The sequence below is a fragment of the Nitrospirota bacterium genome (assembly GCA_020851375.1).
Classification (GTDB): Bacteria; Nitrospirota; 9FT-COMBO-42-15; order HDB-SIOI813; family HDB-SIOI813; genus RBG-16-43-11.
In genome coordinates, this window is record JADZCV010000010.1 from 34,364 (window position 1) to 60,768 (window position 26,405).

The window sequence follows — 26,405 nt, forward strand, 5'->3', positions numbered from 1 at the left end:
CACTCCCCGCTTAAATCCTGCGGGGACAGGTTCCGCGGGAATGACGGGTACACAGGAGTATGTTTGGATGACGTGTCTAACATATAAATCTTTGTGTCCTTTGTGTCTTTGTGGTAAATAACGGAGATTTTCGGGTGAAATGTAGCATTAGGAAATCGCGAAACAGGTCCCGGATAATACAGGGGTTGACCCTGGTGCCTGCAATTATGCTGCTGCTCGTCTTCTCCCCGGCTTATGGCTCAGCAAGGGATTTAAACAGCATTGACCTTATTAACAGGGCATACAAGACCGGGCAGATAAATCAACAGGAGGCCCTGAATTACAAGATTGATGCTATTCTGCGGCCTGAATCACTCCCTTCAATTTACAGGTCAAGGGGAATAATCAAGTCTGCGACCACTATCCTGATGGAGGCCAGGCAGAACAGGCACCTCCTGTCCAGTGAAAACAGCAGGATTCTGGCAAAGGGAAGAAGTGCTACTCTGACAGACTTGTACGGAACCGGCATAACACTTCAGAGTTATGCAAGCCCTCAGGGACGTTTCAGGATCCACTATACAACGGATAATTCGGGCGGGGACGCTGTCCCTGCAAACGACACAGATGCAGACGGGGTACCGGATTATGTGGAGAGGTTTGCAGACATACTTGACCATGTGTGGACAACTGAAATAGAAGTCATGGGTTATGACGCCCCCCCGTCAGACGGGACAGAAGGGGGTGACTGCCTGCTTGACGTATATCTGGCGGATATAGATGCATATGGATACACACAGATTGACGAAGGCGACACCGCAGCCAGGGTCTATATGATCTTTGAGAATGATTTCGCCCTGTATTTCCCTCCTAACACTGACCCTGATGGTGATATCCCGGGTGACATGAAGGCTGTTGCAGCACATGAATTCTTCCACACTGTCCAGTTCCAGATAAGCGATGACATATGCACCAATGGCTGGTGGATGGAGGCATCTGCCACCTGGATGGAAGACCATGTATACCCGGATGTCAATGACTATATCAATTATATATACTACTGGTTTCAGCACCCGTATCTGCCGCTTGATACCTACTCAGGATCAGGATGCGCGGGTGATCCCTCACAGTCCTTATATGCTTACGGCACAGCCATCTGGATAAAACACCTGACAGAGAAATATGGTTCTGAGTTTGTATATGATGTCTGGAACAGGATGAAGAACAGTGGTCCGGCTGTCAATGCCCTCTCAGCTGTTATCAGTGCACTGAATGACAGGGGTGTGACGCTTGAGGAGGAACTGGGGGAGCTAAGGGTTGCCAATGCCACTATGACTTATGAAGATGCCCTGTGGTATAAGTCATGGCAAACAGTAAATCCCGACCCAAATCTCGGGAAGATTGAAGTTTATTACGAAGATGATATCCCCGGCTTTTCTGCTTCCAAAGCCTATACAGGTGTCTCATTACCAAAGCTTGCCTCGAAATATTATTCCTTTTCTGCGCCACATGGCAGCGGGAATCTGTCAATAGATTTTAATGGAGGCAGTGATGTTGGCGTCATGGTTACGGGCTTTAATGCAGATAAAACTGCATATGATATAACTGAAATAGTGACGGATACAAATAACGCCGGTTCTGTAACAGTCAACGGATTTGGTGCAGGAGGTCCATACGAAAACGTCGTTGTCATCCCCATTAACCACTCATTTACGACTCAGGAGGACTTTAACCTCACGGTATCCTATACGGCGGCTTACAATGGAGATATTATTTCAATTGATATAAAGCCCAGCACATCAACTGTAGTAACAGGAGATAATGGCATCAACGGCAAACAGCAGTATCGTCTCATTATGAAGGATGACAATGGCAAATATGTTCTAAAGTCAGGAACTGCATGGGGCAGTGATCCTCCGGACATAATAATCAACGCAAGCGGTCTTGCTGTATTGACCAATACCGTGACCGGTGGAACAATTTCTGCTTCACTCCCAGCCCTGACACCGCCAGGTTATGCCACCCTGTCTGCTGTAAGTCCGGCGATTGCAGCTGCCGGAAAACCAAGAGGATGCAGAGTATCAGGCGATTCAAGGTGTTTCATTGCAACGGCTGCATTCGGCACATCTATCCATCCATATGTGGGCATTCTGAGAGATTTCAGGGATGCGTACCTGCTTACAAATAAACCAGGCAGATGGTTTGTATCTTCATATTATCAGATCAGTCCGCCGATAGCAGAGATAATATCCGGAAACCCTGCATTAAAAGTGATAGTGAAGATATTATTAATTCCTGCTATAATAATTAGTTGGGTTATGCTTAAGCTTTCGTCAGGCGAAATGATCATCATTGCATTTTTAATGATCATATCAGGACTTAAGGCCGGAACCCTGTTAAAAAATTATGTCCCGTAAAATCTTAGGGTTAGACATAGGCAGTCACTCAATAAAGGCCGTGCTTCTCAGGGAAGGATTCGGCAGGATTGAGCCTGTCACGTATATTGATAAAAACCTCGCTAACGGAGATGTCCGCGGTCTTATCCGGTCAATCTTTCAGGAAGGCAACCTCAATCCTGACATGGTTGTAAGCTCTGTGCCGGGCAATACCGTCTCTGTACACTATCTTCAGCTCCCGTTCTCTGATGAATCAAAAATCAGCAGGGTCATACCAAACGAAATTGAAAATCTGACCCCCTTCCACCTTGATGAAATGGTCATAGACCAGATAATCCTGTCAAAAGGGAATGGCGCCAGTCCCGGCAACGGGACATCTGTATGCGTAGCGCTTATGAAGAAGCAAACCCTGCAGGACCATATTGATACATTGAAAGATGCATCTGTTGATGCAAAGATAATAGAGCTGGAATCTCTTGCCCTGTATCACGCATTCATGCAGTGGTACAGGACGGAAGATACCGTGGCACTGCTTGATATAGGCGCTGAACGAAGCAATCTGTGCATAGTTTCTAAAGGCAAGCCCGCGCTTGTAAGGACATTCCTGAGGGGCGGAAATAATGTCACTGCAGCGATAAAGGATGCGTGCGGAGGCAGTACTGAGGAGGCTGAGGGCAGGAAGCTTGGTTCAGAAGTATCACTGTCGAGGGTCGTTTCAGGGGAAGATTCCGGAAATAATGGTTCGCAGTCATCTGTGGGAACAGGGACTAATTCTGTCCCTGACCTCTCTTCAGCCATCATGGGCGGGCTGGCGCCGCTTGTCACTGAACTGATACAGAGTCTTCATGCCTATGAAATCAATAGCGATGAGACGGTATCAAAACTTTATATATCAGGCGGAGGGGCGCGGCTTCGCAATCTGGACAAGTTCCTTTCTCTGGAACTCCACATGGATGTGGAAAGATTCAGCATACCAGGAGATTTTATTCAGAGGCTTCAGGCAGATGAGGACGCTGGTTTGTCCCTGTCCACAGGCATTGGGCTGGCCCTGTGCGGCACCCGCAGGAAGCACACTTCCGGCATCAATTTCAAAAAGGGTGAACATGTCAGTAGAAAAGAGTCCGCCGTAAATACAGGACGCATCATCTACATTATAGCTGCAGTTATAGCAGTAACAATCCTCGGCCTTGCCGATTTCTACTTAAACTTCCGTTACAGGGAGGCAAGATATAACGAAATTCGCGCTGAGATGCGAAGGGTGTTCACAGAGACATTCCCGGAAGCGAGGAACATAGTGGATGAGAACCAGCAATTCAGAAGTTCTGTTGATGAATTGAGAAAGAAGGTTGAAGCCCTTGGGGGCGGCACAAAAGGCGTAATTACCTCCCTTGACATCCTCAATACATTATCTGAGAAGGTGCCCAAAGATCTGCAGGTCAATGTTGACGATATTATGATTGACAAGAGCAAGGTCAGGATCCAGGGTGAGACGGACAGTTTTGAATCAGTCGAGAAGATAAAAAAAGAGTTTGAATCAGTGAGTTTCTTTAAAAAGGTGGATGTCTCAGACGCAAAATTATCAGCTGATCAACAGAAGGTAAAGTTCAGGATAATTGCAGATATGTAATTATGAAAAATTCAATCCAGTATCTGACAAAACTTAATTCAAGATTAAACCACCGGGAAAGGGCTATCCTGTTTTTCGGTACTATCGGGGCAATAGCCATAATCATTTACGGGGCTGTTGTAGGACCTTTGTCGGACAGGTATTCAACATTGCTCAGAATGACAAAGCAGAAGGAAGAGCAATATAAGAATATGCTTCAATTGAAGGAAGAATATACTGTACTTAAAAAGGAATATACGGACCTGGAAAAGGGGGCGTCACGGACAAAAGAGGGGTTCTCACCTCTTACCTTTATGGAAAATGTGTCCACGCAGGCAAAGATTCGGGACAGGGTGGTGTCCATGAAACCGCGCGTCATTCCTATCGGAGAGAATTTCCGGGAGTCATCTATTGAGGTAAAGATAGAGCGCGTTGTGCTGGAACAGATGACTGCATATCTTTATCTCATTGAGGGCTCTGCCTATCCTCTGAAGGTAAGGACTATGCATTTGAAAAGCAGGTTTGATGATCCTGGGCTGATGGATGCATCAGTTGTAGTTTCATTCTACGAAAAGGTTAAGTAGCAGGGGACAAGCTTGAAAATATTAAATAATACCGGACTGTTTATAAAAAGGAATATCAGGGGCATTGTCCTTTACACCCTCTTTTGTCTTGCTTCATTCCTACTCTTTTTTATAATCCTGTTTCCGAGGGACACGATAAGGAAACGCATTATCTATGAGATTGAAAAGGCCACGGCAACGGATATCAGGTCTTCAGGCTATAACTGGCGGTTTCCGGCCGGCCTCAGGTTCACGGGCATGGAACTGAGGAAGAGAGGGGCTGCGACAGCGTATCCCATCGTCCGGATTGACAACCTTGGAGTGGAAATACCTTTAGGGAGTATCGCATCTATGAGCCCGGTATCCAACGTCTCAGCTTCTCTATATGGAGGGACTGTCCGGGGAACCATAACTATGAGGAGCAGCAACAGGCTTCTTAAGGCTGACTGGTCAAACATTGATATGTCGAGGGTTGACATTCTTAAGACAGTTCCTGTGACGCTTGAAGGGAAGGCAAATGGAGACCTGGTTTTAAGGCTTGCCGGAAACAGACCAGAGGGACAGATCAGGATTTTGATAAGGGACGGCAAGTTTGGCAAACTCAGGGTCATGGGCTTTGCCATTCCGGAAATCCCACTCGATGAAATTAACGGGACTGTTAATATTAAAGAGAACACCATCTCACTTAAAGAGATACGATTCAAGAACAGCGACATCAAAGGTTCAATAACAGGCAGCGTGAAACTTGCATCAGGAAGTGAACAGGGCAGTCTCGACCTGGCAATCAGGTTTTCAGTAGGTGAGAAGATGAAGGCTCAATATCAGGGGATACTATCCTTTATTTCATCAACAAGGGACAGGGAAGGATATTATACACTGCATATCAAGGGAGACCCTGCCAAACCAACTGTGGGGATTTGAGATAAATAGGGACAGCGACTATTTATTTGTTTCAAATAAATAGTCGCTGTCCCTATTTATCTCCATTTATCTCAGCCTTTGATGCAGGCCATTGGTCTTACCATCGCCACTTTTCTTGCCAGACCTGCCTTGTGGGTGGCGTCAACTACGGCTGTGACGTCTTTGTAGGCGCCCGGGGCCTCTTCTGCTGCGCCTGAGTAGGAATGCACCCTTATGATGATACCCCTGCCTGCCAGGTCTCTTAGAAGTGCATCGCCCCTCCATTTCTTTTTAGCCTGCGTCCGGCTGAGCGCCCTTCCTGCACCATGACAGGCTGAACCAAAGGCCTTAGACATCCCTGCCTCTGTTCCGGCAAGGATATAAGAACATGTGCCCATAGTGCCGCCGATCAGGACAGGCTGTCCAACTGACCTGTAATCCTCCGGGATCTCCTTCCGTCCAGGTCCGAATGCCCTCGTTGAACCCTTTCTGTGTATATATAACCGCTTCATCTTACTGCCGACAACATGCTCTTCAACCTTGCATGTATTATGGCTCACATCGTAGAGCATGGAAATCCGAGCCCTGGGTAGAACATCAGAAAAGGCCTCGCGTACAAGGTGAGAGATGACCTGCCTGTTTGCAAGGGCACAGTTGATGCCTGCACATACCGCAGAAAAATACCTGCGCCCTTCAGGAGAATCAATAGGCGCGCAAACAAGCTCCCGGTCAATGATGGGTATGTTATATTTTCGTGACGCCTCTGCAAGCGTCTTCAGGTAATCTGTGCCAATCTGATGTCCAAGTGCCCGGGAACCACAATGCACTGATACAACGACGTCGTCTTTGTATAATCCAAACGCAGAGGCGATTTTCTCATCATATACCTCTGCAACATACTGGATCTCCAGATAGTGATTGCCTGAGCCAAGCGTCCCCACCTCCCTGAACTGTCTCTGTTTGGCAGTAGAGGAAACATGGGACGGGTCAGCCCCATCCATTACACCCCCTTCCTCTATGTACAGAAGGTCTTCTTTACGGCCATAACCCCTGGATACTGCCCACCCTGCCCCTCCGACGAGCACTTCATCTATCTGCTGCTGGCTCAACCTGATTTTACCCTCAGAGCCGACACCGGCAGGGACTATTGCAAAGAGCCTGTCGCTTAGCTTTTCCAGATGAGGCTGAATATCCTCCCGCGTCATTCCTGTACGCATTGTCCTTACACCGCAGGAGATATCAAACCCTATGCCTCCCATTGAGATTATTCCACCCTCATTTGGGTCGAAAGCGCCGACTCCGCCTATAGGAAACCCGTACCCCCAGTGGGCATCAGGCATTGCCAGAGAAGCCTCTTGTATTCCGGGAAGACATGCGACATTCCTGATCTGTTTCACGACGTTGTCATCCAATTCTTCAACAAGTGTCTCGCTGGCAAAAATCCTGCCCGGGACGCGCATCGCGCCTTCGGCAGGGATCTCCCAGATAAAATCAGTAATCTTTACAAGCGATTTTATTTCCATATCTGAACCATGAGATTAAAGTCTAAACATCTACAATACACTGGGCAACATACATATCATCTTCCCTGCCAACCTTCAGCATACTGTATGTTGCCGCCTTCACCTCTGTCATCAACTTATGCCTCGCAGGGTCTATCAGCTCACCCCATGCAGTGCCTTTTAGCTGATTGCCGCTTAACTCAACTTCGAAATTGCTGAATACCATGCGGCTGAGATGAGCCACTGAGAGAAGGCTGTTTAACCATTCGACAAACAGGTAATCATTATCAGGGGCCTCACAGTACACTTCCTTTCTCTCCTGAGCCTTTACATCAGCTATGTCAACGATCACAGAAAACATCGCCCTGGCCCCATTTTCAAACGCTGTTTCGACCCTTTTGCCGAAACCCCTTATCCCTATGTCCGCCCTGTGTTCAAATGTTTCGTATGCCTTCATATTCTCTCCGGTCCATATCCACACCATCTATGATGGCCCCGCAGAATGGACAGCGCGAATCAACAATATGATTTTCAACAAGTTCAAAACCAAAACGGTGGATCAGAACAGCCTTACAGTTATAACATAATGTATGCTCCCCCTCATCACCGGGTATGTTGCCTGTGTATACGTATTTTAATCCTGTGTTCAAGCCTATGTTTCGTGCCCTGTAGAGGGTTGAAGCCGGGGTGCGCGGGATGTCAGTCATTTTATATACTGGATGAAATGCGCTCACATGCCACGGGATTTCAGGGCCGACCCCCTTAATAAATTCCGCTATCTGCCGTAATTCCTCATCAGAATCATTCTTTGCAGGAATTATGAGTGTGGTTACCTCTACCCATATCCCAAGCTCCTTCATCTTCCTGATACTGTACAGGACAGGGTCCCTTGATGCTCCGCAAATCCTTTTGTGCATCTTTTCATTAAAGAATTTAAGATCTACATTGGCGGCATCAAGATATGGAGAGATCATCTCAAGGGCCTCACCTGTCATATAGCCGTTTGTTACAAAGACATTCTTCAGCCCCTTTTCCCTGGCTATCCTGGCTGTATCATATGCCAATTCAAAAAAAATGGTAGGCTCTGTATAAGTGTATGAAATACTTCTGCAGCCGTACCTCACTGCGGTTTCAACAATATCCGCAGGAGGCGTATCACTCCCCTGTATAATATGCTCATCCCTGGGCTTCTGTGATATTTCATGATTCTGGCAGTGCAGGCATCTGAAATTACACCCCACTGTTGCTACAGAGAAGGATGTTGAACCTGGGAGAAAATGGAATAGTGGCTTTTTTTCTATGGGATCAGTGTGCGCGGATATTAGTTTGTCGTAAACAAGTGTATAAAGTTCCCCTTCAATGTTCTTTCTGACGCCGCATATGCCGGTTTTGCCCTCCGGGAGGCGGCATCTGTGTGCGCAGAGATTGCAGACAACTTTTTTATTTTCAAGCTTTTCGTAGAGGAATGCCTCTTTCATGGTACACTCCCAAGGGTAAATTTAGTCTAACACTGCAGAGGGCAAACTGCAATACGCTGATTATGGATAGGATTATAAAATGGTGTAAACAAATGCAGCGCCGGCCTTTATGACCGGCTTAAAGTGGCGGATGAACCTTATGCTACACAGGCGTCAGCCATTCTTTATACCGGCTGTCCCTCCCCTGAACTATGGCAAAAAAGGCATCCTGTAGTTTTTTTGTAAGGAGACCGGGCTTGCCACTGCCTATAACTCTATTATCAACCTCACGAAGGGGTGTGAGCTCTGCTGCCGTGCCTGTAAGGAACGCCTCATCAGCTATGTAGAGGTCATCCCTCGAAAACCTTTCTTCGATAACTTTAATCCCCATATCCCCTGCGACCTTTATAATGGACTCCCTTGTAATGCCTGCCAGAATAGAAGTCAGCGGCGTGGTCTTCAGTATTCCCTTCCGGGCTATAAAAATATTCTCACCACTCCCCTCTGCAACATAACCATCTGGATCCAGCAAAATGGCCTCATCATATCCTGCTGCCTTAACCTCTTTTTTTGCAAGTATCGAATTTACATAATAACCCGGCACCTTGGCCCTGGTCATGGATATATTGACGTGATGTCTCGTAAAAGAGGATATCTTGGCCCTGATACCCTTCTCAAGCCCTTCTTCACCAAGATAAGCGCCCCAATCCCAGACAGCTACGGCTACACTTATTGGATTATCCTCTACATACAACCCCATTGAACCATAACCAATAAAGACTATTGGCCTTATATAACATGACTCAAGCCTGTTTACCCTTACGGTATCCTTTATCGCATCCGCTATCTGCTCTGCCGTATACGGTATATCTATCTGCAGGATATGGGCGGATGCAAAAAGCCTGTCAACGTGCTCGTCAAGGCGGAAAATGGCCGGTCCTGCCCCTGTCTTGTAACATCTTATGCCCTCGAAGGCGCCTACTCCATAATGAAGTGTATGGGTCAGGACATGGACATTGGCATCTCCCCAGTTCACAAGCTTCCCATCCATCCAGATCTTTTCAGACGCTTTGAGCATTCTTCATACCTCCTGCAGTTGACGTGTTGACACTATAGCAACAACAATAATGTCTTGTCAATTTTCAACAAGTAATTTACAGTATGCAGAACATGGCAGGGATATCCGGTTTAAGACAGCTTTATCATTCACTGGCAGGCCTCACCCTTGTTTTTGTTGTCTCATATCTTCCTGAACCTGCAGATGTCTATTTGGTATTAATCCTCTTGTTTTTAGCCGCTGCTATAGAATCGTCCAGGCTATTTCTGCCAGAGATCAACAGGATGTTTATTCACTTCTTTGGAATTATGATGAGGAGTGAAGAGAGACACGGGCCCACGGGTTCACTCTACTACCTGCTTGGGGCCATGATTGCCCTGCTCCTGTTTCCAAAGGAGATAGCGCTTTTTTCGATGACGGTGCTTGCAGTCGGCGATCCCTCTGCTTATATAATCGGATACAATTTCGGGAGGCTCAGGATCGGGAAAAAGAGCCTTGAAGGAAGTTTGGCCTTCCTTACAGCAGCAGTAATTGCCGGTCTGTTTCTTCATGTACTGTGGGATAAACTGTCAGTCTATGCAATAATTACAGGGGCAGTGACAGGGGCTGTAATAGAACTAATTCCGGTGAGGATAAATGATAATCTAACTATACCGGTTGCTGCATCGGCGACAACATATTTTATGTTTCTCTATTTCAACTGAGGGATTCCGTCTGGTTCAAATGACTCAAGCTTGTCTTTGTCCATCCGAATAATGGCAGAATTCCCTGCATCTACAATATGCGGTGTAATCATTACTACCGTTTCTGTTCTTGAGACGCTGTCAGTTGTATTTCTGAAAAGTGGCCCTAAAAATGGGATGGCTCCAAGCAGCGGCACCTGCTGGATCGTCTTTTCTTTTCTGTCCCTTATCAGCCCGCCTATAAAGATGGACTCCCCATCCTTTATTATGACCCTTGTAGTAACTTCTGTCGTTGTTTCAGACGGCAATCCCTGATCAACAACACCTTCACTCACCTCAGGATGTATGCTTAAAAGGATGTAACCGTCATCGCTTATCCTGGGGGTAAGTTTCAGCATTGTGCCAACGTCAAGAAACTCTATGCTTTCAGTCGTGACCTGATTCACAGTTGTCGTGACCCTGAACCCGAGTCTTCCGCCGATAATTATTTCTGCCTCTCTGTTGTCGAGGGCAAGCAGCCTTGGGGTGGCAAGGGTCTTGAGGTCACCCTTTTCCTGAAGCGCGTTCAGAAACATATCAAAGTGCGGTGTTACTATCTCAAAAAAAAGGCCGGAAGAACCTGAAGTAGCAGGCCGGCGGGCAAAGTTTTCGACACTAAGATTATATGTGGCATCCCCGCCTTTAAAGACATTGCTCCAGTCCACACCAAGCTGCATATCATCTCCAAGACGCACCTCAAGGATCCTGGCCTCAATCAGGACCTGCCGCGGAATAACATCAAGGTTCCTGATGAGTTCATCAATCTTTTTCATCCTTTCAGCTGTATCCTCAACGACAATAACATTATTTGCCTTGTTGACTGTGACCTTACCGTACCTCGAAACGTTCCCCCCCACGGCAGATGCCATCTCGGAAACATCACTGTACACTATCCTGTAACTCTTGCTGTAAAGCATTCCGGATACCTGTTGCTCTGACGGTAATTCCCTGCTATCCGCTTTTGTCTCCTGCTGACCGCCGGACATATCCAAAGGCCTTACAAACATAATATCTCCTATACGCTCAATCCCATACCCGTTAATCCTGAGGGCTGCGTCAAGTGCCTGCCTGGCCGTCACATTCTTCAGGTCATACGTGACCCTGCCGGATACTTTGGGACCGGAAACAATATTGAAGCCTCCCCGCTCCGACAGTGTCCTGATTACATCCTGAAGGTCAGCTTCATGGAAGCGTATCTCAGTCAGCACATCTTCACTGTAGACTGCCTCTGATATCCCTGGAAGGAGAAATGTGACTGCGAATACTATGATTACAGCACTTTTAAAGAAATTATCCATTTATTTACTCCATATAGATATTAATAACCCTGTCTCCATTTAACAACGTAACACCGGAACGTGATATTTCTGAAACTGTAAACTCGCCGATAACATCCCCGGTCTTTAAAAGCCTGTGACCTATAAGGGCAACAGCATAATCACTGCCGATCATTATGCCCTTAACCTTCATGTTTATTACACTGCCCTCATTTGTCTCTTTTTGCATCCCTGCATCATCCCGCTCTGCAGGCCTGTATGGCGTAAGGACAAAGGGATTCCTGGAAATCTGCGGGGCATTCCCGGGTTTAATCTCTTCTGCGCAGGTGTGTGTCTGCAGGTATGCCGGACAAACCAGAAGAAAAGCCGCTATTATAAAAATCACCCTTTTCATATTGATAACACTGCCATGGTTAATACGACCTGTATCCTTCTGTTGTCACTGTTTTTATCCATAACAACACGCTCAATCTTTACAGCCTTCCAGTCCTCCTCTATCCGATACATATAATTGTAGACATCATAGAATCCGCCGGACAGTATTGTCGTATACATCCTCCTGGTAAACTTATCACCTCTTACAACCTCACCCGGTTCTACTGAGGAGACCTCAATCCTGTACCGGCGGCTAATATCAGTTATATACCTGAGGACTTCCGGCGTCCTGTTTTTCGTGTCGAATATTCGGATATAATCATTCATCTCAGATTCAAGGGAGGCGACATCAGATAATTTCTTCATTTGCTCCTCTAACATTGACGGACTCAGCTCTGCGGCGCTCCTGAGTGAAGATAACTTATGCCGCAGTAAAATATATTTCGAGATGTCATCTTTCAGAAATAGTGAGAAAAACAAGAGGCAGACGACTAATATTACACCCGCTGATGTCAGATCCAGTATCTTTATATTCAAGTATTTCAGTATTCGCATCTTTACTGGCTCACATAAATCATATCGTTCAACATGCATTCTATCTCAAAGCTTATGGGCATCCCATCCTCCAGATCACCTGAACGCGAATATTTGAGATTTACCGATGAATAGATATTGTTATCCGATAACTTTGCCAGCATCACCGCAAGATCAGAATTGGACAGCGACATACCTCTCATTATCAGCATATTATCATTCCCGCCAGACACCCTGACAGGTGCTGTATTGCTGAAATAACTCCCGCTGCCAGCCGCCCCTTTGCCACTCTTTTGCAAAGCTGGAAACTGTGAACTGAACTCTAAGTGTGTCAATACAGTATTATAATTAATTGCCCTGTCAACAGAAGCGAATACGGCCATTACAGGGCTATGCTTCGAGAGATGGCCAACCGTATCCTTAAGTTTTAATAACTCTAATTCCCTGGCCTGCACTTCATTTTCCTGTATCATCTTTCCTGAAACCATTTCACCTGCTGACTCAAGCGCAGTAATCTTTTTTAATGCATGGTTATTCATGATCTTAATACCCAGGTTTAGTGCAATCAGAAACAGCACGACTCCTGCTGCAAGAAACACCCAGGACTTCATCCTCTGCATAAGCGCTTCTCGCCGGAGTATATCATCCGGGATCAGGTTAATGTCATATTCACGCATCGTAACCCCTTAGAGCCAGGCCTATGGGAACCATAAATACGGGGAAATTATCCCGCACTATATCCTTTAATCTCCCTGGATCGCCAAAAAGCCCGGCAGGCTCGAACACACTCACTGTAATACCAAATATCTTGTGTACATATTCTGTAAGTTGCTTGAGTAGTCCGCCGCTTCCCATAAGATAGATCGTGTCAATCATGGCCCCCTTCATCTCTGATGTGCAATATACGAGCACCTTCTCAATCTCTCTGTTAAGTTCAGAAAGCGCCGGCATTACTATTTCGTATAAATGGGCCGGGATGTCACTGTCAGGGATCAGACAACTGTTTTGATCAAGCGTAACAGCAGGCACAGAAATACAGTCAATCCCATACTTATAGAGCATCCTTGCAGATTCATCGCTGCCTGCATCAAGATTCAAGGCAAGCTTTTCCGTGATGTTGTTCAATCCCCACCCCATTTTTCTGTCTATCAGGATTGACTCATCCCACAGGATTGTTGAGAAACTGCTTGCATGACCTATATTGATTACCAGGATGCGCTTATCAGACGATGATTTAAATCTTTTTATAGTCCTGTTCAATGCATTGGGACCTATATCAATGGCCAGAACACGGAAACCTGCCTTTCTGAGCATGTTCATGTGATTGATTATGTCGCTCCTCCTGGCAAATACAAGCAATACCTTGAAGGATTTTCCCTCAGCTTCCTCCGTGCTCTTTAACTGCAGATAATCAATTACAGCCTCAGAAACCGGATACGGAATATATTCCCTGGCTTCACGCAATATTGACTGCTCAATGGTCTCGTTATCCCTCTTTGATATCTTCACAGGTGCAATACTGACCAGGGAGGGGTGCATACGATATACGACATCCTTTCCCCTGAAGTCATTGCGCTTCATCATGTCAGACAATACACTTATTATTACATCTTCCCTGACCAGTTCATCCGGAGGGAGAAGTAATGAGTCAGCGTCATGCATGACAATAGTGTCTGATGTACCGGCCAACTGCACGATGTTTATAGACCGTGTCCCAATATCAATCCCTATTGGCGAATATTGAGGCCTGTGGTACTTATTAATACGCATTCGAAACCTCACGAATCCTGTTATTATTGGTATCGGCAATAATTAAGTGGCCATCCACATCATCAAAGGCGGTTACCCTTCTTGGCCTGTTGAGCCTTGCATTTATCGCAAGCCCGCCATCTCCGGTATTTCCCTGCGTGCCTGTCCCTGCATGAGCAGTAATTATGCCGGTTGCCCCATCCACCCTTCTTATCCTGTTGTTGCCCGAATCAGCAATATACATGGTATCAAAGCTATTTATCGTTATCCCTTCAGGGGCGTTTAGCTGCGCATTAACTGCCATTCCGCCATCGCCTCCGGCCCCGCCGCCTGCCACTGTTGTAATTATCCCGGTTATCTTATCAATCCTCCTTATCCTGTTATTGCCTGTGTCAGCAACATAGAGGTTTTCATTACTGTCAAATACAATCTGTGCCGGACTGTTAAGCCGCCTTGATGTCGCTGCTGCACCATCTCCGTTATAACCACAGGTGCCTGTTCCGGCAAAATTAGTAATAACCGAGGTCGCCGCATTTACCTTTCTTATTCGGCAATTGCCTGTGTCAGCTATATAAATATTACCGTTGCTGTCAGACACCGCATCCTTAGGACTCCTTAGTCTCGCATTTGCAGCCAGGCCTCCGTCGCCACTTGACCCTTGTGTGCCGGGGGTGCCTGCCACATTAATGATGTTTCCTCCTGCCACAACCTTACGTATTATATGGTTTCTTGTGTCAGCAATATACACATTGCCTGTACTATCAATGAACACACCTTCCGGAGCATTCAAACGGGCAGTCAATGGATTACAATTATTACAATTATATCCTGAGACTGTCCCGACCCCTGCCATGGCATGTATATTATCTGAAACGGCATTTATATATCTGATCTGATGATTGCTCCTGTCTGCAATGTAGACATCGCCGGCAGCATTCCTGTGAACTCCCCTTGGCCTGTTAAGCCTGGCATTCAGCGCCGGGCCGTTATTACCTGACCAACCCTGAGTCCCTGTTCCTGCAAAGGCGATAATTATAAATGGCTTGTCCGGCGGTGGTATAGTTCTGACAATAGTGCGTTCAGTCCCGCCTGCTGAACCTGTTGCAGTGATAGTGATATCATCATTAGAGCTCGTCTGACTTACATTGAGGCTGTATGTGCCGCCGGCAAAAGGCTTATCATTAATGTCACCCCTCCAGGTGCTGTCCTGATTCAGCTTGAACAGTGCATGCTGAAATGCGGCATCAGCCATGTAATACGCCTGTTTTTCCCTGACAGCGCCGTACATGGAAGCAACCCTTAACCCGCCGATCTTCGTTGCAACTATGGCAAGCGAGGAGAGCATGGCTATCAGCAAAACTACTATGACTAATGAAAAACCTTCCTGTTTCACCTGAAAATACTCCTAAGTACCCGTCATTCCCACGGAACCTGTCCCCGCAGGATTTAAGCGGGGAGTGGGAATCCAGAACCAGGCCCCGGTCTGGATTCCCGCTTACGCGGGAATGACGTTTTCATGACCCTTTGTGAGCCCTGAGCTGTGAGCGTGCCGGACAGTCGAAGGGCTCATGACGGTGCACCTGAAAATCCCCGTTCAAATCCCCCCTCTCCCCCCTTTAGTAAAGGGGGGAACTGATTTACCCCTTTTATACAGAGAAGAATTACTTTCCCCATTTTACACAGATAGAGAATACTGTCCCCCTTTTAGACAGATAGATAATACTTTCCCCCTTTGAAAAAGGGGGATTAAGGGGGATTTTTATGGCGTTACTGCCCTCATCATTCTTGGATATGCCTCTGATTCAAATACAACATTGCCGCTTTTTCCGGAAGACAGTTCTATCCTTATCTTAATTACAGTCTTTCCGTTCACGCCGAGGAGGCGTTCCACCCTGAATTGTGAAACATTGTCTGTAAGCTTATTATTGGTTATGACATTAGTCCCTGCAGATGGGTTCCAGACGACCTTCCTTTCATATAGTGAACCACTGCTTACATAATATATAAGCGGGTCAACAGGGTCTTCATCAACGGCGCCATCCTCATCATCATCAGCTACACTCCCTTCGTCAACAGAGCCGTCACCATCATCATCCTGTGAACAGACACCAGGACATCCGTCGCTATTCATGTCAGCAATTAATTCTTCATCATAATTGCTGTCGGAATCATTATCGAGGCCATCTCCCTGGGTATCTTCATCAGTGCTCCCATCCTCGTCGTCATCAAGTTTTGCCCCTGCCCCTCCTTCATCAGTATTGCCGTCGCCGTCATCATCAAAACCGGCAAGTCCAGGCTGGCCGTCATTGCCAATGTCGCCGCTACCATCCTCATCTATCCGGCCATCGTTGTCATTGTCAACCATGGCGCTGATTGCAAGGATATCCCGGACTGCATTTGCATTCGTTGGTATAAGGACGACGTCTGTCTCCCGTACAGCGCTTAGCATCCTGTTCATCGCATAATTGGCAGAATCAAGGAGCTCTGATTTGACCCTGTTTTCTCTTGATGACAGAAGGCCGATTGAAAGCAATTCACTTAAACCTGCGGCAATAATGGAGACGATAAGGATAACGATAACAAGTTCAATCAGGGTTACTCCTTTTTCGCTTGAAAATATTCTTTCAAATCCCCCCTTACCCCCCTTTTCCAAAAGGGGGAAGCTGATTTTACCCTTTGAAAAAGACAGATTAAGGGGGACGTTATTAAAATGTATCATATGGATAATCTGCCATTAGTGTATCAAGGGATGTTTCATCAACAGTTACGGTAATCTTTTTCAAATCTGCATCAGGGACGGCATCACCATCCCCGTCATACAAATCCACATAAACATTTCTGTTCACTGTCCTCCCCTGTATGGTGACGGTATCGGATAATGCAGGCACAGGGGTTCCCTGCGGACTGCTTACACTTATGTCACTAAAGTTCATTGCAACAACCTCTTCGAGCCTGCCCTGTGCGTAATAGGCCGAAGCAGCAGCCTTTTCAGCGCTGCTATTTGAACGGGATGCTGATGTATAAGAAATAAACAGAGGGAATACAATGACAGAGATGATAAGGGTTGCTATCAGGACTTCAAGCAGCGTTATTCCAATATTGTTGAGACAAGGATTTTTACTGGACCGATATTCTGCCTGTAACTGATTCAACAGTGATGGTCTTTGACCTTCCCCTGAATAATAATACAACCGTACCTCCCTGAGATGGTGAGCCGTCGGAATGGAATATAATATCGTCACCCATTCCAAACAGCGCCGAAACTATATCCACACCACTGAGCCTCGGAGAAGTATTAAAATTGATAGAAGCGGCTTTCTTATCCAGCTCATTGATTACAGACGCATCCCCTGTTACCACTACCGGAAGGTCTATCGTCCTGGTCTTTGTCCAGTTACTGTTTATTCCTTTGCCTGCGTCAGTAATCCTGGCGCCGTTAAAATATATTGCTATTTCTTCCGCCGTATCGGAATCATACAGACTGTAGGCAAGTTTAATATTCTCACCAGAACCATTAAAGTTATAATCAACGCGATCCACATGTGATGTATCACCTCCGGGGATATTGCCGTACCCATTATTGTCTGCTAATAATACTGTGTCTCCGTTTGACACCCTTATATTTCTTACGCCCCACGTCTCACTCGCAGGGGGATTCTGTTCATTGTCGAACCTCAGAAGATTATTCCCTGATGAGACATAACCTGTTAACAGGGTGCAGGACTCCTGGGCAGGATCAAAGTCAATAATCCTTGAGGTGTTGTTATGCATCGCAAGGTCTCTTCCATATCTGAGCATATTGACTACTTCCTGTACTGCCTCATCGAGCAGCGCCTCATCCATAACACCCTTTACGGATGGTATTGCAACGCTGGCTACAATGCCAAGAATCACTATGACCAGGACAAGCTCTATAAGGGTGAATCCTTTTTCTCCCCTTCTCACACCTTCTCCCTTTTACCAGCCTTCAGATAAGTGTGTACTTCCGGTCCTCCTACCTGCTTGCATAAGTTGAATTGTTTGCAAAGAACTCCCCTGTCTGCTGTACAAACAACCACCCTTTGCTTGCAGTATCATCGGCTGTTGCTGTACCAATAGCAGCTGTCACAATATCCACCTTTATGCCTGTTGACTGTACCTCAGTCGTATTGCTGTTCGGCAGAGGATTCTTTGGAACACTCTTTTTTAAATACGGACCGAACTTATACGTGGTTGAGTCACAAGTATCGGTTGTATTACCGGCTGAATCAGAGCAGTAAATAAGCTGTTTTGCAAAGGCATCCTCAGTGCTTGTATGTGCTACTCCCTTGTGCTGCTTGATAACTCCAGGGTAGACACTGTTATGCTGGTGGTAGTAAAGCTCAATGGCGCTCCTTGCCGTGCTCAGGTCTGAATCAAGGGCTGAAAGCTTTGCATCCTGAGAGGATGACCTCAGCTGTGGTATTACAACTGCAGCAAGTATGGCAAGTATGATTACCACGACAAGCAGTTCAACCAGTGTAAATCCCTTTTTATTGCTCAACCTCTTAAACATTGCATATCCTCCTTTGGTTACGTGTTAAAATCAGTGTATGCTCCTTGTAAGCCTGAAAATAGGGAGTATTAGTGAGATCACAATAACCCCTATAACGCCGCCCATTACAACGAGCAGGACAGGCTCCATTATTGTTGTAATCCTTTTAAGCGTCCTTTCTATATCCTTGTCATAATAATCGGCAAGTCTCGGCATAACCTTATCGAGTGTGCCTGTATCCTCCCCTGTGCTTATCATCTGCTTTACGGTTTCCGGGAAATATGGACTCTCTGAGACAGGCTGAGATATGGTCTTGCCGTCTTCGACGCTCTTCGATATCTTCCCAATCAACTCAGCAAATACCCTGTTTCCGACCACACCGGATGAGATGCAGAGGGAGTCCAGAAGGGGTACATTACCGTTCACGAGGGCGCCCAGTGTCCTCATAAGCCTCGAGACGTACAACTTGATAAAGAACTCTCTTATCACAGGCATCCTCAACCTGACAGTATCCAAATACATGCCCCCCTTCTCGCCTGAGATGAATTTAACTGCCGCATACCACGAAAGGGCAATAAATATGATTATGAAATACCAATATGATACAAGAAATTTGCTTGATGCCATCAGCACTTTGGTGGTCAGCGGAAGGCTGTCATATATCTCATCAAACATGCTGCCGAATTTTGGAAACACATAGACTACTATGAACAAGACAACTGACAACGCAAATACACTCAGGAAGACAGGATAATACATTGCCGCCCTGACTGTAGAAAGAAACTCCTGATTCTTCGTCTCCAGCGATACAATCTGCCCGAGCATCTCTTTGAGAAAACCACCGCTCTCCCCGGCCTTTATCATGCTGATGTAAACTGATGAAAAGACCTCAGGATGCCTGTTCATAGCCTCAGACAACAACCTCCCATCTTCTATATCCCTTACAATTCCCTGCAGTATTATTCTTAATTCACTATTCCTTATCTGTGTACTGATTATATTAATGCTCTTATTTAACGGCGTCCCTGTGGCAAGCATCAGTGAGAGCTGATCCGCAAAAAATATGATTTCTCTTGAGGGCACCCTCCCTGATTTTCTCAGCCTCATTGCAGAGAAGTCCAGGTTCCTGAATATATCCACCGGATGCCGCTGCCTCACTGTGTCCTTGTCTTCTATGGTTGATATTGCCATGTTATATACCTGTACTTACCGCCCGCGTCACCTCTTCAAAGGTGGTTATACGGTCTCTGACCTTGTTTAGCCCCTCCGTCTCCATGTTTGAATGATTCCACTCCCTCAGCCTCTTCCGTATCTCTTCAAGGGAAGGATTGGATAATATCATTGTCTGCAAGGACTCATTTACCTCCAATAACTCATATAACCCGGCACGTCCCTTGTAGCCGGAACCATAACATGCAGGGCATCCCTTACCCTTTGCGATCTGCATGTCCTTTTCCGCCTCAAGGTTATATCTTTCGAGCACCGCAGAAGGGGGATAAATCAGGGTCTTGCATTCCGGGCATATCGTCCTGATAAGCCGCTGTGCAATAACACCCGTCAGGGCTGAAGATATCATGTACGGCTCTATGCCCATATCAAGCAATCTCGTAATCGCACTTGGACTGTCATTGGTATGAAGTGTTGAAAGGACGAGGTGGCCTGTAAGAGATGACTGAATAGCTATCTCTGCCGTCTCCCTGTCCCTTATCTCACCAACCATTATTATATCCGGGTCCTGGCGGAGAGTGTGCCTCAATATAACTGAGAAGGTAAGACCTATGGCATCTCTTACCTGATTCTGATTTATTATCTCCATCTGATATTCAACAGGGTCCTCAATAGTAACTATATTTTTCTCGATTGAATTCAGGAAACTCATGGCTGCATAAAGGGTCGTTGTCTTGCCGCTTCCGGTAGGGCCCGTAACAAGGATGAGTCCATATGGGCGTTTCAGGAGCCTTTTGAAATTTGATAATGTGTCTCCTGAAAAACCGAGCTGATTTAAGTCAAGGATGACATTTTTTTTGTCGAGGATTCGGAGGACAATCTTCTCTCCAAGAATACCAGGCATGGATGAAAACCTTAGATCAACAGACCTGCCCTCGACCATAACCTGTATCCTTCCATCCTGGGGAAGACGCCTCTCAGCAATATCAAGATTGGCCATTACCTTCAGTCTTGAAATTATTGCAGGATAAGCATCCATAGTGTGGGTCATTACCTCATACAGCATGCCGTCAACCCTGTAACGGATACGCAGCTTTGACTTATCCGGTTCAATATGGATATCGCTCGCCTTATCCCTGATGGCACGAAGAATAATATTATTGACGACATTGATGATAGGGCTTCCCTCTTCCGGCTCTTCAATCTTCTGGAAGTCCCTCCCACGCTGAATATCCGGCTGCCTGCTGCCGTCGCCGGATGCAGCACCAAAATCACCAATCTCAATACTGTCCTTGTAGTGCTCTGCAATAGCCTTTTCTATGTCTCCTGAACGGGTAAGTACAGGCTGTACGGCAAGACCTGTGGTCTTTTCGATCTCATCAAAAACAAATATCGCCTGGGGGTCAGACGTAGCCACGATAAGGGTGTCTTTGATCCTGAACATAGGCATAATCTTATAGAGCCTTGCCTTGTCACCTGGTATTACATTTACAATCCTTGGATCCACCAGCCCCTTTCTAAGCCATATATGCGGTATGGACATCTGCCTGCTCAAAACCTGCAGCAGGTCTTCTTCTTTAACATAGCCGAGATCAATTACTGCCTGGCCAAGACGCTTCCCGGTCTTTTTCTGCACATCAAGGGCATTCTTACACTGCTCTTCTGACAGAAGTCCGTTCTCGACAAGCAGTTCTCCAAGTTTTTTTGACCTGGTTCGGTGTGAGGTGATCATAGGAAACTCCGGCCTGCCTTGTCTGCACTTGTGTAGATTTCGAAGATTGAATCGAGTCTGGTCGCAGTGAGTATATCAGTGCACACGGGATTGGGATCCGCCAGTTTTATGCTGCCGCCTTTCTTTCTGACCTCGGCAAGTATGTCAAGAAGGGTTTCTATCCCTTCGCTGTCTATATAGGGAACTGAACGGAAGTTTATAACAAGCTTGTATTCACTTTCCTTAAAACATTCTTCCACGGCCTGCCTCAATTGACTGACCCCTTCATCTGCAACAGGGGTATCAGGCTCAATATAGCTTATGACGCCTATCTTGGTTTTCTTTATTTTCACCTGAAAATGCTCCTGTGTACCCGTCATTCCCGCAGAACCTGTCCCCGCATGATTTAAGCGGGGAGTGGGAATCCAGAACCAGGCCCCGGTCTGGATTCCCGCTTACGCGGGAATGACGTTTTCATGAACCCTGGTGAGCCCTGAGCTGTGAGCTTGTCGAACAGTCGAAGGGCTCATGACGGTTCATCTGAAAACTCAGGCGATTCCTAACCGAGGAGATAGCCTTGTCCCACGGGCAGTACTATTGTGAAGTGACTTCCCTCTCCCTTTTTACTGCTTACCCTTATCTCGCCCTCATGAAGTTCCACTATCTGTCTGGCAATAGAAAGCCCAAGTCCATCCCCCCTGTGTTTCCTGACCATCTCATCAGATGAACGGTAAAATTTTTCAAATATGTGAGTTATGTCATCTTCAGAGATGCCAATGCCGGTATCAATAATATGTATCAGGACATTCTCTGAATCTTCTTCTGCACGCAGCCTTACTGCACCGTTTTCAGGCGTATATTTGATTGCATTGCTTAAGACACTTTCTATAGCAAGCCCAATAAGTTCCTTATCAATGCTTACGGGAGTCAGATCTTCCGGTATCTGAGTCCCTGTAATAATCTTTTTATTACTTTCAGCCACTGCCTTGTTAAAGACATTTTCAATAAAGTCCCTGGTCCTTGTCATAGTCCTTGAAATAACCAGCTCTCCCATCTCTATCTTTGAAAGCCGCAGGACATTGTTAACAAGGACTGACAGTCTTGCCGCCTCTCCTTCAAGATTGCGGAGGAATTCATCTGTAAGCTCTCTGAAATTATTATTGTCATCGTGCAGCCTGGCTGAATAGGATCTTATCAGATTCAAAGGGGTTGTTATCTCCCCGGATAAATACGAAAGAAACTCTACTTTTGCATTGTCCGCCAGCTTATGTGCAGTTACATCCTTGGCAACCAGAAGACTTCCGCCTGTATTGCCATCATCCCTGATAAGCGTCTTAAACGACACCCGCAGGCTGCTTGAACCTGTATTAAGTTCTATGGTTTTTTCCACCAGTTTGTCTGCTGATTCAGTATTCTCAAGGACGAAGGAAAGAATTTCATTATTGTTCTGACACTCTTTGATATGCTTTCCCTTTATGTCACCTCTCTTTAAATTTACAATCTGCTCCATAATGTGGTTAATTGCAAAAACACGGTTGGAAGAATCGAGGAGCATTATCCCGTCATTAAGATTATTCAGTACAGTTTCAATCTTACTGACCTGGTAGTAGAGCAGCTTATTGGTTAGCCTGAGATCTGCAATTATTTCATCGCTTGAGTTTACAGCATCTTTTGCATTGCCTGATGGCAATACTGTGGCCTTTGGTTCCTGGCAACTGGAAGAAAGCATGTCCAGAGTCCTGATAAGCTCTGTGACAGGCCTTACATCTTTTAATGGTTTCAATATACCTGATATTTTCATACAGTCTGTTTCGCCCCCACCCCCTCCCCTCAGAGGAGGGGCGCCGACAGTCTTTTACTCCCTCCACTTGTGGGGGGATAAGAAGAGAGAAAGAAGATAAACTTGTTTCGGCTGAATTTATATCGGTATACTTAAGGTTGGAATTAACCGGTTTTAATCAATGAATTTATCGCTAAGAATTGTATCTATGGCAGTTTCCCTGACTTCCTTTGTTGCCCTGTTCTTTATTTCAACTACTCCACGATTCACACCCTTGTCTCCCACTACTATCTGCCAGGGAATTCCAAGCAGATCAGCATCCTTAAACTTAACACCTGCCCGCTCGTCTCTGTCATCAAGGATTACATCTGTACCCTTTTCTGCCAGTTTATTATAAATTGATAATGCTGCTTCATAAGTCTTCTCTGAACGTACATTCAATGGCAGGACTATGGTGCTGAATGGCGCAATCGCCGGAGGCCAGATAATCCCGTCCTTATCATGGTTCTGCTCTATTGCGGCAGCCATTGTCCTGCCCACGCCGATTCCATAGCATCCCATGATAACTGGACGGGGGTTGCCCTGTACATCAAGATAAGTCGCACCCATTGCCTCACTATATTTAGTCCCGAGCTTAAATGTGTGCCCCACCTCTATCCCCCGGACGATAAAAAGGCGCCCGGCATCACATCTCGGACAACCATCTCCCTCAGCAGCGTTCCGCACGTCTGCAAACTGATCCGGCTTGAAGTCCCGCGATAAATTCACATTTATAAGATGTACGTCCCGCTCATTACCGCCAACAATAAAATTGGACATATCCTGAACTGCTGTGTCAGCAATTACAGGCACCCCTTTGAGGCCTACAGGACCTGAGAAACCTGAAGGAGATCCGGTTGTTTTTTCCACCTCTGATGGTTCAAGCAACTGAACATCCACACAACCAAGCAATCTGGACAATTTTGTACCGTTTAATTCATGGTCGCCCCTGAGGAGTACGGCCACCACCCTGTCATCACCCCTGACAATGAGGGTTTTGACAAGCTGCTGCGTTTTTACCTCTAAGAAGGCTGATACATCCTCGACGCTCTTCTTCCCGGGAGTCAGGCGCCTCTCCATCGGCAGCGGGGTCTTCGCCCCGGATGAACTGGACTGAGAACCCGCAACAAATTCAGAATTGTCCGGGAGATTAATCCTGCTCTCTGCCTTTTCCATGTTTGCTGCGTAGTCACAGGAGTTACAGGATACAACAGCCTCCTCGCCCGTCTCAGCCAATACCATAAACTCATGGGAAAACTGTCCGCCGATAAGGCCTGTATCAGCCTCTACAGGTTTAAAAGTCAGCCCGCAGCGCGTAAATATATTGATATATGCATTGTACATTTTCCTGTATGATTCCTCTGCGCCTGACTGATCTGCATCAAAACTGTAGGCATCCTTCATAATAAACTCTCTTCCCCTCATCAGCCCGAATCTCGGCCTTATCTCATCCCTGAACTTTGACTGAATCTGATAAAGATTCAGAGGAAGCTGCCTGTAAGATTTGACATCATTTCTGACAATGTCAGTTACAACCTCCTCATGGGTAGGTCCAAGACAGAAATCCCTGTCGTGCCTGTCTCTAAGCCTTAGAAGCTCCTTGCCGTATTTTTCCCAGCGGCCGGTCTCCCTCCATAACTCAGCAGGCAGCACCATCGGCATAAAGATCTCCTGCGCCCCTGCCCTGTTCATCTCCTCACGGACTATATTTTCAATCTTTCTTATTACCCTGTAGCCAAGGGGAAGGTAGTTATAGATGCCGGCAGCAAGCTTTCTTATCATGCCTGCCCTCAGCATGAGTCTGTGACTAATAACCTCTGCCTCTCCTGGATCTTCCCTTAGTGTAGGTATCAGGAGTTTCGAGTAGTACATATATCTTCCACCTCTTTGACAAGTGCATCCACAAGTTCATCCTCTCTCAACTTCCTCACTATTTCGCCTCCCCTGAACAGGATTCCGGCACCTTTTCCACCTGCTATCCCGACATCGGATTCCTTTCCTTCACCTATGCCATTTACAATACACCCAAGAATAGATACATTAACCGGAAGGGTTATATAAGAGAGTCTCTTCTCCACTTCAGTCGCAATCTTTTCAAGATTAATCTCCATCCTGCCGCATGTCGGGCAGGAAATAATATTGACCCCCCTGTGTCTCAGATTAAGGGCCTTTAATATTTCATAAGCCACCCTGACCTCTTCAACCGGGTCTGCTGTAAGCGACACCCTTACGGTATCCCCGATGCCCTCTGACAGGAGCATCCCTATACCAATGGCAGACTTTACTGTTCCTGACAAAAGCGGTCCTGCCTCTGAAACACCGATATGCAGAGGATAGTCTGACTTCTCTGAAAAAAGTCTGTATGCATCAAGTGTCATCTGTACACCGGATGCCTTTAACGAAACCTTGATTTCATGAAAATCAAGATCTTCAAGTATTTTTACATGCCTTAACGCCGATTCCACCATAGCTTCAGCAACAGGATGGCCATACTTCTTTATCAGGTCTTCCTCGAGAGAACCGGCATTTACACCTATCCTTATCGGGACACCCCCGGATTTGGCAGCCTGTACAACCTCCCTTATCCTGTCACGGGAGCCGATGTTGCCTGGATTGAGCCTGAGACCATCAACACCGTTGTCAATTGCAGTTAGTGCGAGGCGGTAGTCGAAGTGGATATCAGCAATAAGCGGAATACAAATAGACTTCTTAATATCTGCAAGTGCTGCCGCAGCATCTTTGTCCGGCACTGCAACCCTGATGATTTCACACCCTGTATCCTCAAGCCGTCTTATCTGGGCAACCGTAGAGCTGACATCCCTTGTGTCCGTGTTTGTCATGGATTGGACAACAACAGGAGCCCCGCCGCCAATCAAAACATTCCCAACCCTGATCTGCCTTGTCTTCCTGCGCTTCATCTGAAAATACCCGTTAATTACCACAAAGACACAAAGGACACAAAGAATTATATTTTAGATTCATAATCCAATATTACAGTCATTCCCACGGAACCTGTCCCCGCAGGATTTAAGCGGGGAGCGGGAATGACGCTTTTTTGAACTGTCATCCGATAATTCCTTC

25 protein-coding genes are annotated in these 26,405 nt (G+C 46.3%); 5 read left to right on the forward strand and 20 right to left on the reverse strand.

The window, feature by feature from the left end:
* The first annotated feature begins 194 nt into the window (after positions 1-194).
* Genes IT393_02470 through gspN form a run of 4 tightly spaced genes read left to right on the forward strand, consistent with a single transcriptional unit; the run spans position 195 to position 5,462 of the window.
* A complete protein-coding gene (locus tag IT393_02470) occupies positions 195-2,393 on the forward strand; it encodes a hypothetical protein (protein MCC7201515.1) in 2,199 nt (732 codons plus the stop codon).
* Positions 2,383-3,999 (forward strand): pilus assembly protein PilM, encoded by a 1,617-nt coding sequence (gene pilM, locus IT393_02475; GenBank protein ID MCC7201516.1) that lies wholly within the window; start codon positions 2,383-2,385, stop codon positions 3,997-3,999. Before IT393_02470 ends, pilM (IT393_02475) begins: the two co-directional genes overlap by 11 nt.
* Before the next feature lie 2 nt (positions 4,000-4,001).
* Positions 4,002-4,562, forward strand: coding sequence for a type II secretion system protein M (locus IT393_02480; protein ID MCC7201517.1), 561 nt, complete (start codon positions 4,002-4,004; stop codon positions 4,560-4,562).
* A gap of 12 nt (positions 4,563-4,574) precedes the next feature.
* Positions 4,575-5,462: a type II secretion system protein GspN gene (gspN, locus tag IT393_02485; protein MCC7201518.1), complete on the forward strand. Its 888-nt coding sequence runs from the start codon at positions 4,575-4,577 to the stop codon at positions 5,460-5,462.
* A 71-nt stretch (positions 5,463-5,533) separates the two neighbouring features.
* Here the strand turns inward: gspN and IT393_02490 are convergent, their stop codons facing one another.
* The 4 genes from IT393_02490 to IT393_02505 all read right to left on the reverse strand — a co-directional run bounded on the left by IT393_02490 (position 5,534) and on the right by IT393_02505 (position 9,478).
* Complete coding sequence (locus tag IT393_02490; protein MCC7201519.1) at positions 5,534-6,964, reverse strand: RtcB family protein; 1,431 nt, start codon at positions 6,962-6,964, stop codon at positions 5,534-5,536.
* Between the two features lie 22 nt (positions 6,965-6,986).
* The gene (locus tag IT393_02495) at positions 6,987-7,400 is read right to left on the reverse strand and encodes an archease (protein MCC7201520.1); all 414 of its coding nucleotides are present in this window, start codon (positions 7,398-7,400) and stop codon (positions 6,987-6,989) included.
* Complete coding sequence (gene amrS / locus IT393_02500) at positions 7,378-8,421, reverse strand: AmmeMemoRadiSam system radical SAM enzyme (protein MCC7201521.1); 1,044 nt, start codon at positions 8,419-8,421, stop codon at positions 7,378-7,380. The genes IT393_02495 and amrS overlap by 23 nt, the downstream gene beginning before the upstream one ends.
* Before the next feature lie 142 nt (positions 8,422-8,563).
* On the reverse strand, positions 8,564-9,478 hold the full coding sequence (locus IT393_02505) for a branched-chain amino acid transaminase (GenBank protein ID MCC7201522.1): 915 nt from the start codon (positions 9,476-9,478) through the stop codon (positions 8,564-8,566).
* Between the two features lie 83 nt (positions 9,479-9,561).
* Here IT393_02505 and IT393_02510 point away from each other — a divergent pair, with 83 nt between their 5' ends.
* Positions 9,562-10,161 carry a hypothetical protein gene (locus tag IT393_02510; GenBank protein ID MCC7201523.1) on the forward strand — a complete coding sequence of 200 codons (600 nt, stop codon included), beginning with the start codon at positions 9,562-9,564 and terminating at the stop codon, positions 10,159-10,161.
* Here the strand turns inward: IT393_02510 and IT393_02515 are convergent.
* The 16 genes from IT393_02515 to ispG all read right to left on the reverse strand — a co-directional run bounded on the left by IT393_02515 (position 10,149) and on the right by ispG (position 26,242).
* A complete protein-coding gene (locus IT393_02515; GenBank protein MCC7201524.1) occupies positions 10,149-11,477 on the reverse strand; it encodes a hypothetical protein in 1,329 nt (442 codons plus the stop codon). The two genes, IT393_02510 and IT393_02515, sit on opposite strands and share 13 nt — an antisense overlap.
* Before the next feature lie 4 nt (positions 11,478-11,481).
* Positions 11,482-11,850: a hypothetical protein gene (locus tag IT393_02520; GenBank protein MCC7201525.1), complete on the reverse strand. Its 369-nt coding sequence runs from the start codon at positions 11,848-11,850 to the stop codon at positions 11,482-11,484.
* Entirely contained in the window at positions 11,847-12,386 is a 540-nt protein-coding gene (locus IT393_02525; GenBank protein MCC7201526.1) for a hypothetical protein, read from the reverse strand. The genes IT393_02520 and IT393_02525 overlap by 4 nt, the downstream gene beginning before the upstream one ends.
* Before the next feature lie 2 nt (positions 12,387-12,388).
* The gene (locus IT393_02530) at positions 12,389-13,042 is read right to left on the reverse strand and encodes a hypothetical protein (protein MCC7201527.1); all 654 of its coding nucleotides are present in this window, start codon (positions 13,040-13,042) and stop codon (positions 12,389-12,391) included.
* On the reverse strand, positions 13,035-14,135 hold the full coding sequence (gene pilM, locus IT393_02535) for a type IV pilus assembly protein PilM (GenBank protein MCC7201528.1): 1,101 nt from the start codon (positions 14,133-14,135) through the stop codon (positions 13,035-13,037). The genes IT393_02530 and pilM (IT393_02535) overlap by 8 nt, the downstream gene beginning before the upstream one ends.
* Entirely contained in the window at positions 14,125-15,507 is a 1,383-nt protein-coding gene (locus IT393_02540; GenBank protein ID MCC7201529.1) for a hypothetical protein, read from the reverse strand. Before IT393_02540 ends, pilM (IT393_02535) begins: the two co-directional genes overlap by 11 nt.
* Before the next feature lie 366 nt (positions 15,508-15,873).
* The gene (locus IT393_02545; protein MCC7201530.1) at positions 15,874-16,833 is read right to left on the reverse strand and encodes a prepilin-type N-terminal cleavage/methylation domain-containing protein; all 960 of its coding nucleotides are present in this window, start codon (positions 16,831-16,833) and stop codon (positions 15,874-15,876) included.
* Entirely contained in the window at positions 16,820-17,266 is a 447-nt protein-coding gene (locus IT393_02550) for a hypothetical protein (GenBank protein MCC7201531.1), read from the reverse strand. The genes IT393_02545 and IT393_02550 overlap by 14 nt, the downstream gene beginning before the upstream one ends.
* The gene (locus IT393_02555) at positions 17,232-18,059 is read right to left on the reverse strand and encodes a prepilin-type N-terminal cleavage/methylation domain-containing protein (GenBank protein MCC7201532.1); all 828 of its coding nucleotides are present in this window, start codon (positions 18,057-18,059) and stop codon (positions 17,232-17,234) included. The genes IT393_02550 and IT393_02555 overlap by 35 nt, the downstream gene beginning before the upstream one ends.
* Positions 18,060-18,108: 49 nt before the next feature.
* Positions 18,109-18,648 (reverse strand): type II secretion system protein, encoded by a 540-nt coding sequence (locus IT393_02560; protein MCC7201533.1) that lies wholly within the window; start codon positions 18,646-18,648, stop codon positions 18,109-18,111.
* 30 nt (positions 18,649-18,678) lie between these two features.
* Positions 18,679-19,818, reverse strand: a complete 1,140-nt coding sequence (locus IT393_02565) for a type II secretion system F family protein (GenBank protein ID MCC7201534.1) — start codon at positions 19,816-19,818, stop codon at positions 18,679-18,681.
* A gap of 1 nt (position 19,819) precedes the next feature.
* Positions 19,820-21,526 carry a Flp pilus assembly complex ATPase component TadA gene (gene tadA, locus IT393_02570; GenBank protein ID MCC7201535.1) on the reverse strand — a complete coding sequence of 569 codons (1,707 nt, stop codon included), beginning with the start codon at positions 21,524-21,526 and terminating at the stop codon, positions 19,820-19,822.
* Positions 21,523-21,858, reverse strand: coding sequence for an STAS domain-containing protein (locus IT393_02575; GenBank protein MCC7201536.1), 336 nt, complete (start codon positions 21,856-21,858; stop codon positions 21,523-21,525). The genes tadA and IT393_02575 overlap by 4 nt, the downstream gene beginning before the upstream one ends.
* A gap of 206 nt (positions 21,859-22,064) precedes the next feature.
* Positions 22,065-23,306 carry a hypothetical protein gene (locus IT393_02580; protein MCC7201537.1) on the reverse strand — a complete coding sequence of 414 codons (1,242 nt, stop codon included), beginning with the start codon at positions 23,304-23,306 and terminating at the stop codon, positions 22,065-22,067.
* Positions 23,307-23,459: 153 nt separating this feature from the next.
* A complete protein-coding gene (locus tag IT393_02585) occupies positions 23,460-25,196 on the reverse strand; it encodes a proline--tRNA ligase (protein MCC7201538.1) in 1,737 nt (578 codons plus the stop codon).
* The gene (ispG, locus tag IT393_02590; protein ID MCC7201539.1) at positions 25,175-26,242 is read right to left on the reverse strand and encodes a flavodoxin-dependent (E)-4-hydroxy-3-methylbut-2-enyl-diphosphate synthase; all 1,068 of its coding nucleotides are present in this window, start codon (positions 26,240-26,242) and stop codon (positions 25,175-25,177) included. Before ispG ends, IT393_02585 begins: the two co-directional genes overlap by 22 nt.
* Positions 26,243-26,405: the final 163 nt, after the last annotated feature.

What these genes read in the sequence shown, in the direction of transcription:
- pilM (MCC7201516.1), top strand. Translation starts at nt 2,383, where the DNA reads ATGTCCCGTAAAATCTTAGGGTTAGACATAGGCAGTCACTCAATAAAG.
- IT393_02480 (MCC7201517.1), top strand. Translation starts at nt 4,002, where the DNA reads ATGAAAAATTCAATCCAGTATCTGACAAAACTTAATTCAAGATTAAAC.
- IT393_02490 (MCC7201519.1), bottom strand. Translation starts at nt 6,964, where the DNA reads ATGGAAATAAAATCGCTTGTAAAGATTACTGATTTTATCTGGGAGATC.
- IT393_02495 (MCC7201520.1), bottom strand. Translation starts at nt 7,400, where the DNA reads ATGAAGGCATACGAAACATTTGAACACAGGGCGGACATAGGGATAAGG.
- amrS (MCC7201521.1), bottom strand. Translation starts at nt 8,421, where the DNA reads ATGAAAGAGGCATTCCTCTACGAAAAGCTTGAAAATAAAAAAGTTGTC.
- IT393_02505 (MCC7201522.1), bottom strand. Translation starts at nt 9,478, where the DNA reads ATGCTCAAAGCGTCTGAAAAGATCTGGATGGATGGGAAGCTTGTGAAC.
- IT393_02510 (MCC7201523.1), top strand. Translation starts at nt 9,562, where the DNA reads ATGCAGAACATGGCAGGGATATCCGGTTTAAGACAGCTTTATCATTCA.
- IT393_02515 (MCC7201524.1), bottom strand. Translation starts at nt 11,477, where the DNA reads ATGGATAATTTCTTTAAAAGTGCTGTAATCATAGTATTCGCAGTCACA.
- IT393_02520 (MCC7201525.1), bottom strand. Translation starts at nt 11,850, where the DNA reads ATGAAAAGGGTGATTTTTATAATAGCGGCTTTTCTTCTGGTTTGTCCG.
- IT393_02525 (MCC7201526.1), bottom strand. Translation starts at nt 12,386, where the DNA reads ATGCGAATACTGAAATACTTGAATATAAAGATACTGGATCTGACATCA.
- IT393_02530 (MCC7201527.1), bottom strand. Translation starts at nt 13,042, where the DNA reads ATGCGTGAATATGACATTAACCTGATCCCGGATGATATACTCCGGCGA.
- pilM (MCC7201528.1), bottom strand. Translation starts at nt 14,135, where the DNA reads ATGCGTATTAATAAGTACCACAGGCCTCAATATTCGCCAATAGGGATT.
- IT393_02545 (MCC7201530.1), bottom strand. Translation starts at nt 16,833, where the DNA reads ATGATACATTTTAATAACGTCCCCCTTAATCTGTCTTTTTCAAAGGGT.
- IT393_02560 (MCC7201533.1), bottom strand. Translation starts at nt 18,648, where the DNA reads ATGTTTAAGAGGTTGAGCAATAAAAAGGGATTTACACTGGTTGAACTG.
- IT393_02565 (MCC7201534.1), bottom strand. Translation starts at nt 19,818, where the DNA reads ATGGCAATATCAACCATAGAAGACAAGGACACAGTGAGGCAGCGGCAT.
- tadA (MCC7201535.1), bottom strand. Translation starts at nt 21,526, where the DNA reads ATGATCACCTCACACCGAACCAGGTCAAAAAAACTTGGAGAACTGCTT.
- IT393_02580 (MCC7201537.1), bottom strand. Translation starts at nt 23,306, where the DNA reads ATGAAAATATCAGGTATATTGAAACCATTAAAAGATGTAAGGCCTGTC.
- IT393_02585 (MCC7201538.1), bottom strand. Translation starts at nt 25,196, where the DNA reads ATGTACTACTCGAAACTCCTGATACCTACACTAAGGGAAGATCCAGGA.
- ispG (MCC7201539.1), bottom strand. Translation starts at nt 26,242, where the DNA reads ATGAAGCGCAGGAAGACAAGGCAGATCAGGGTTGGGAATGTTTTGATT.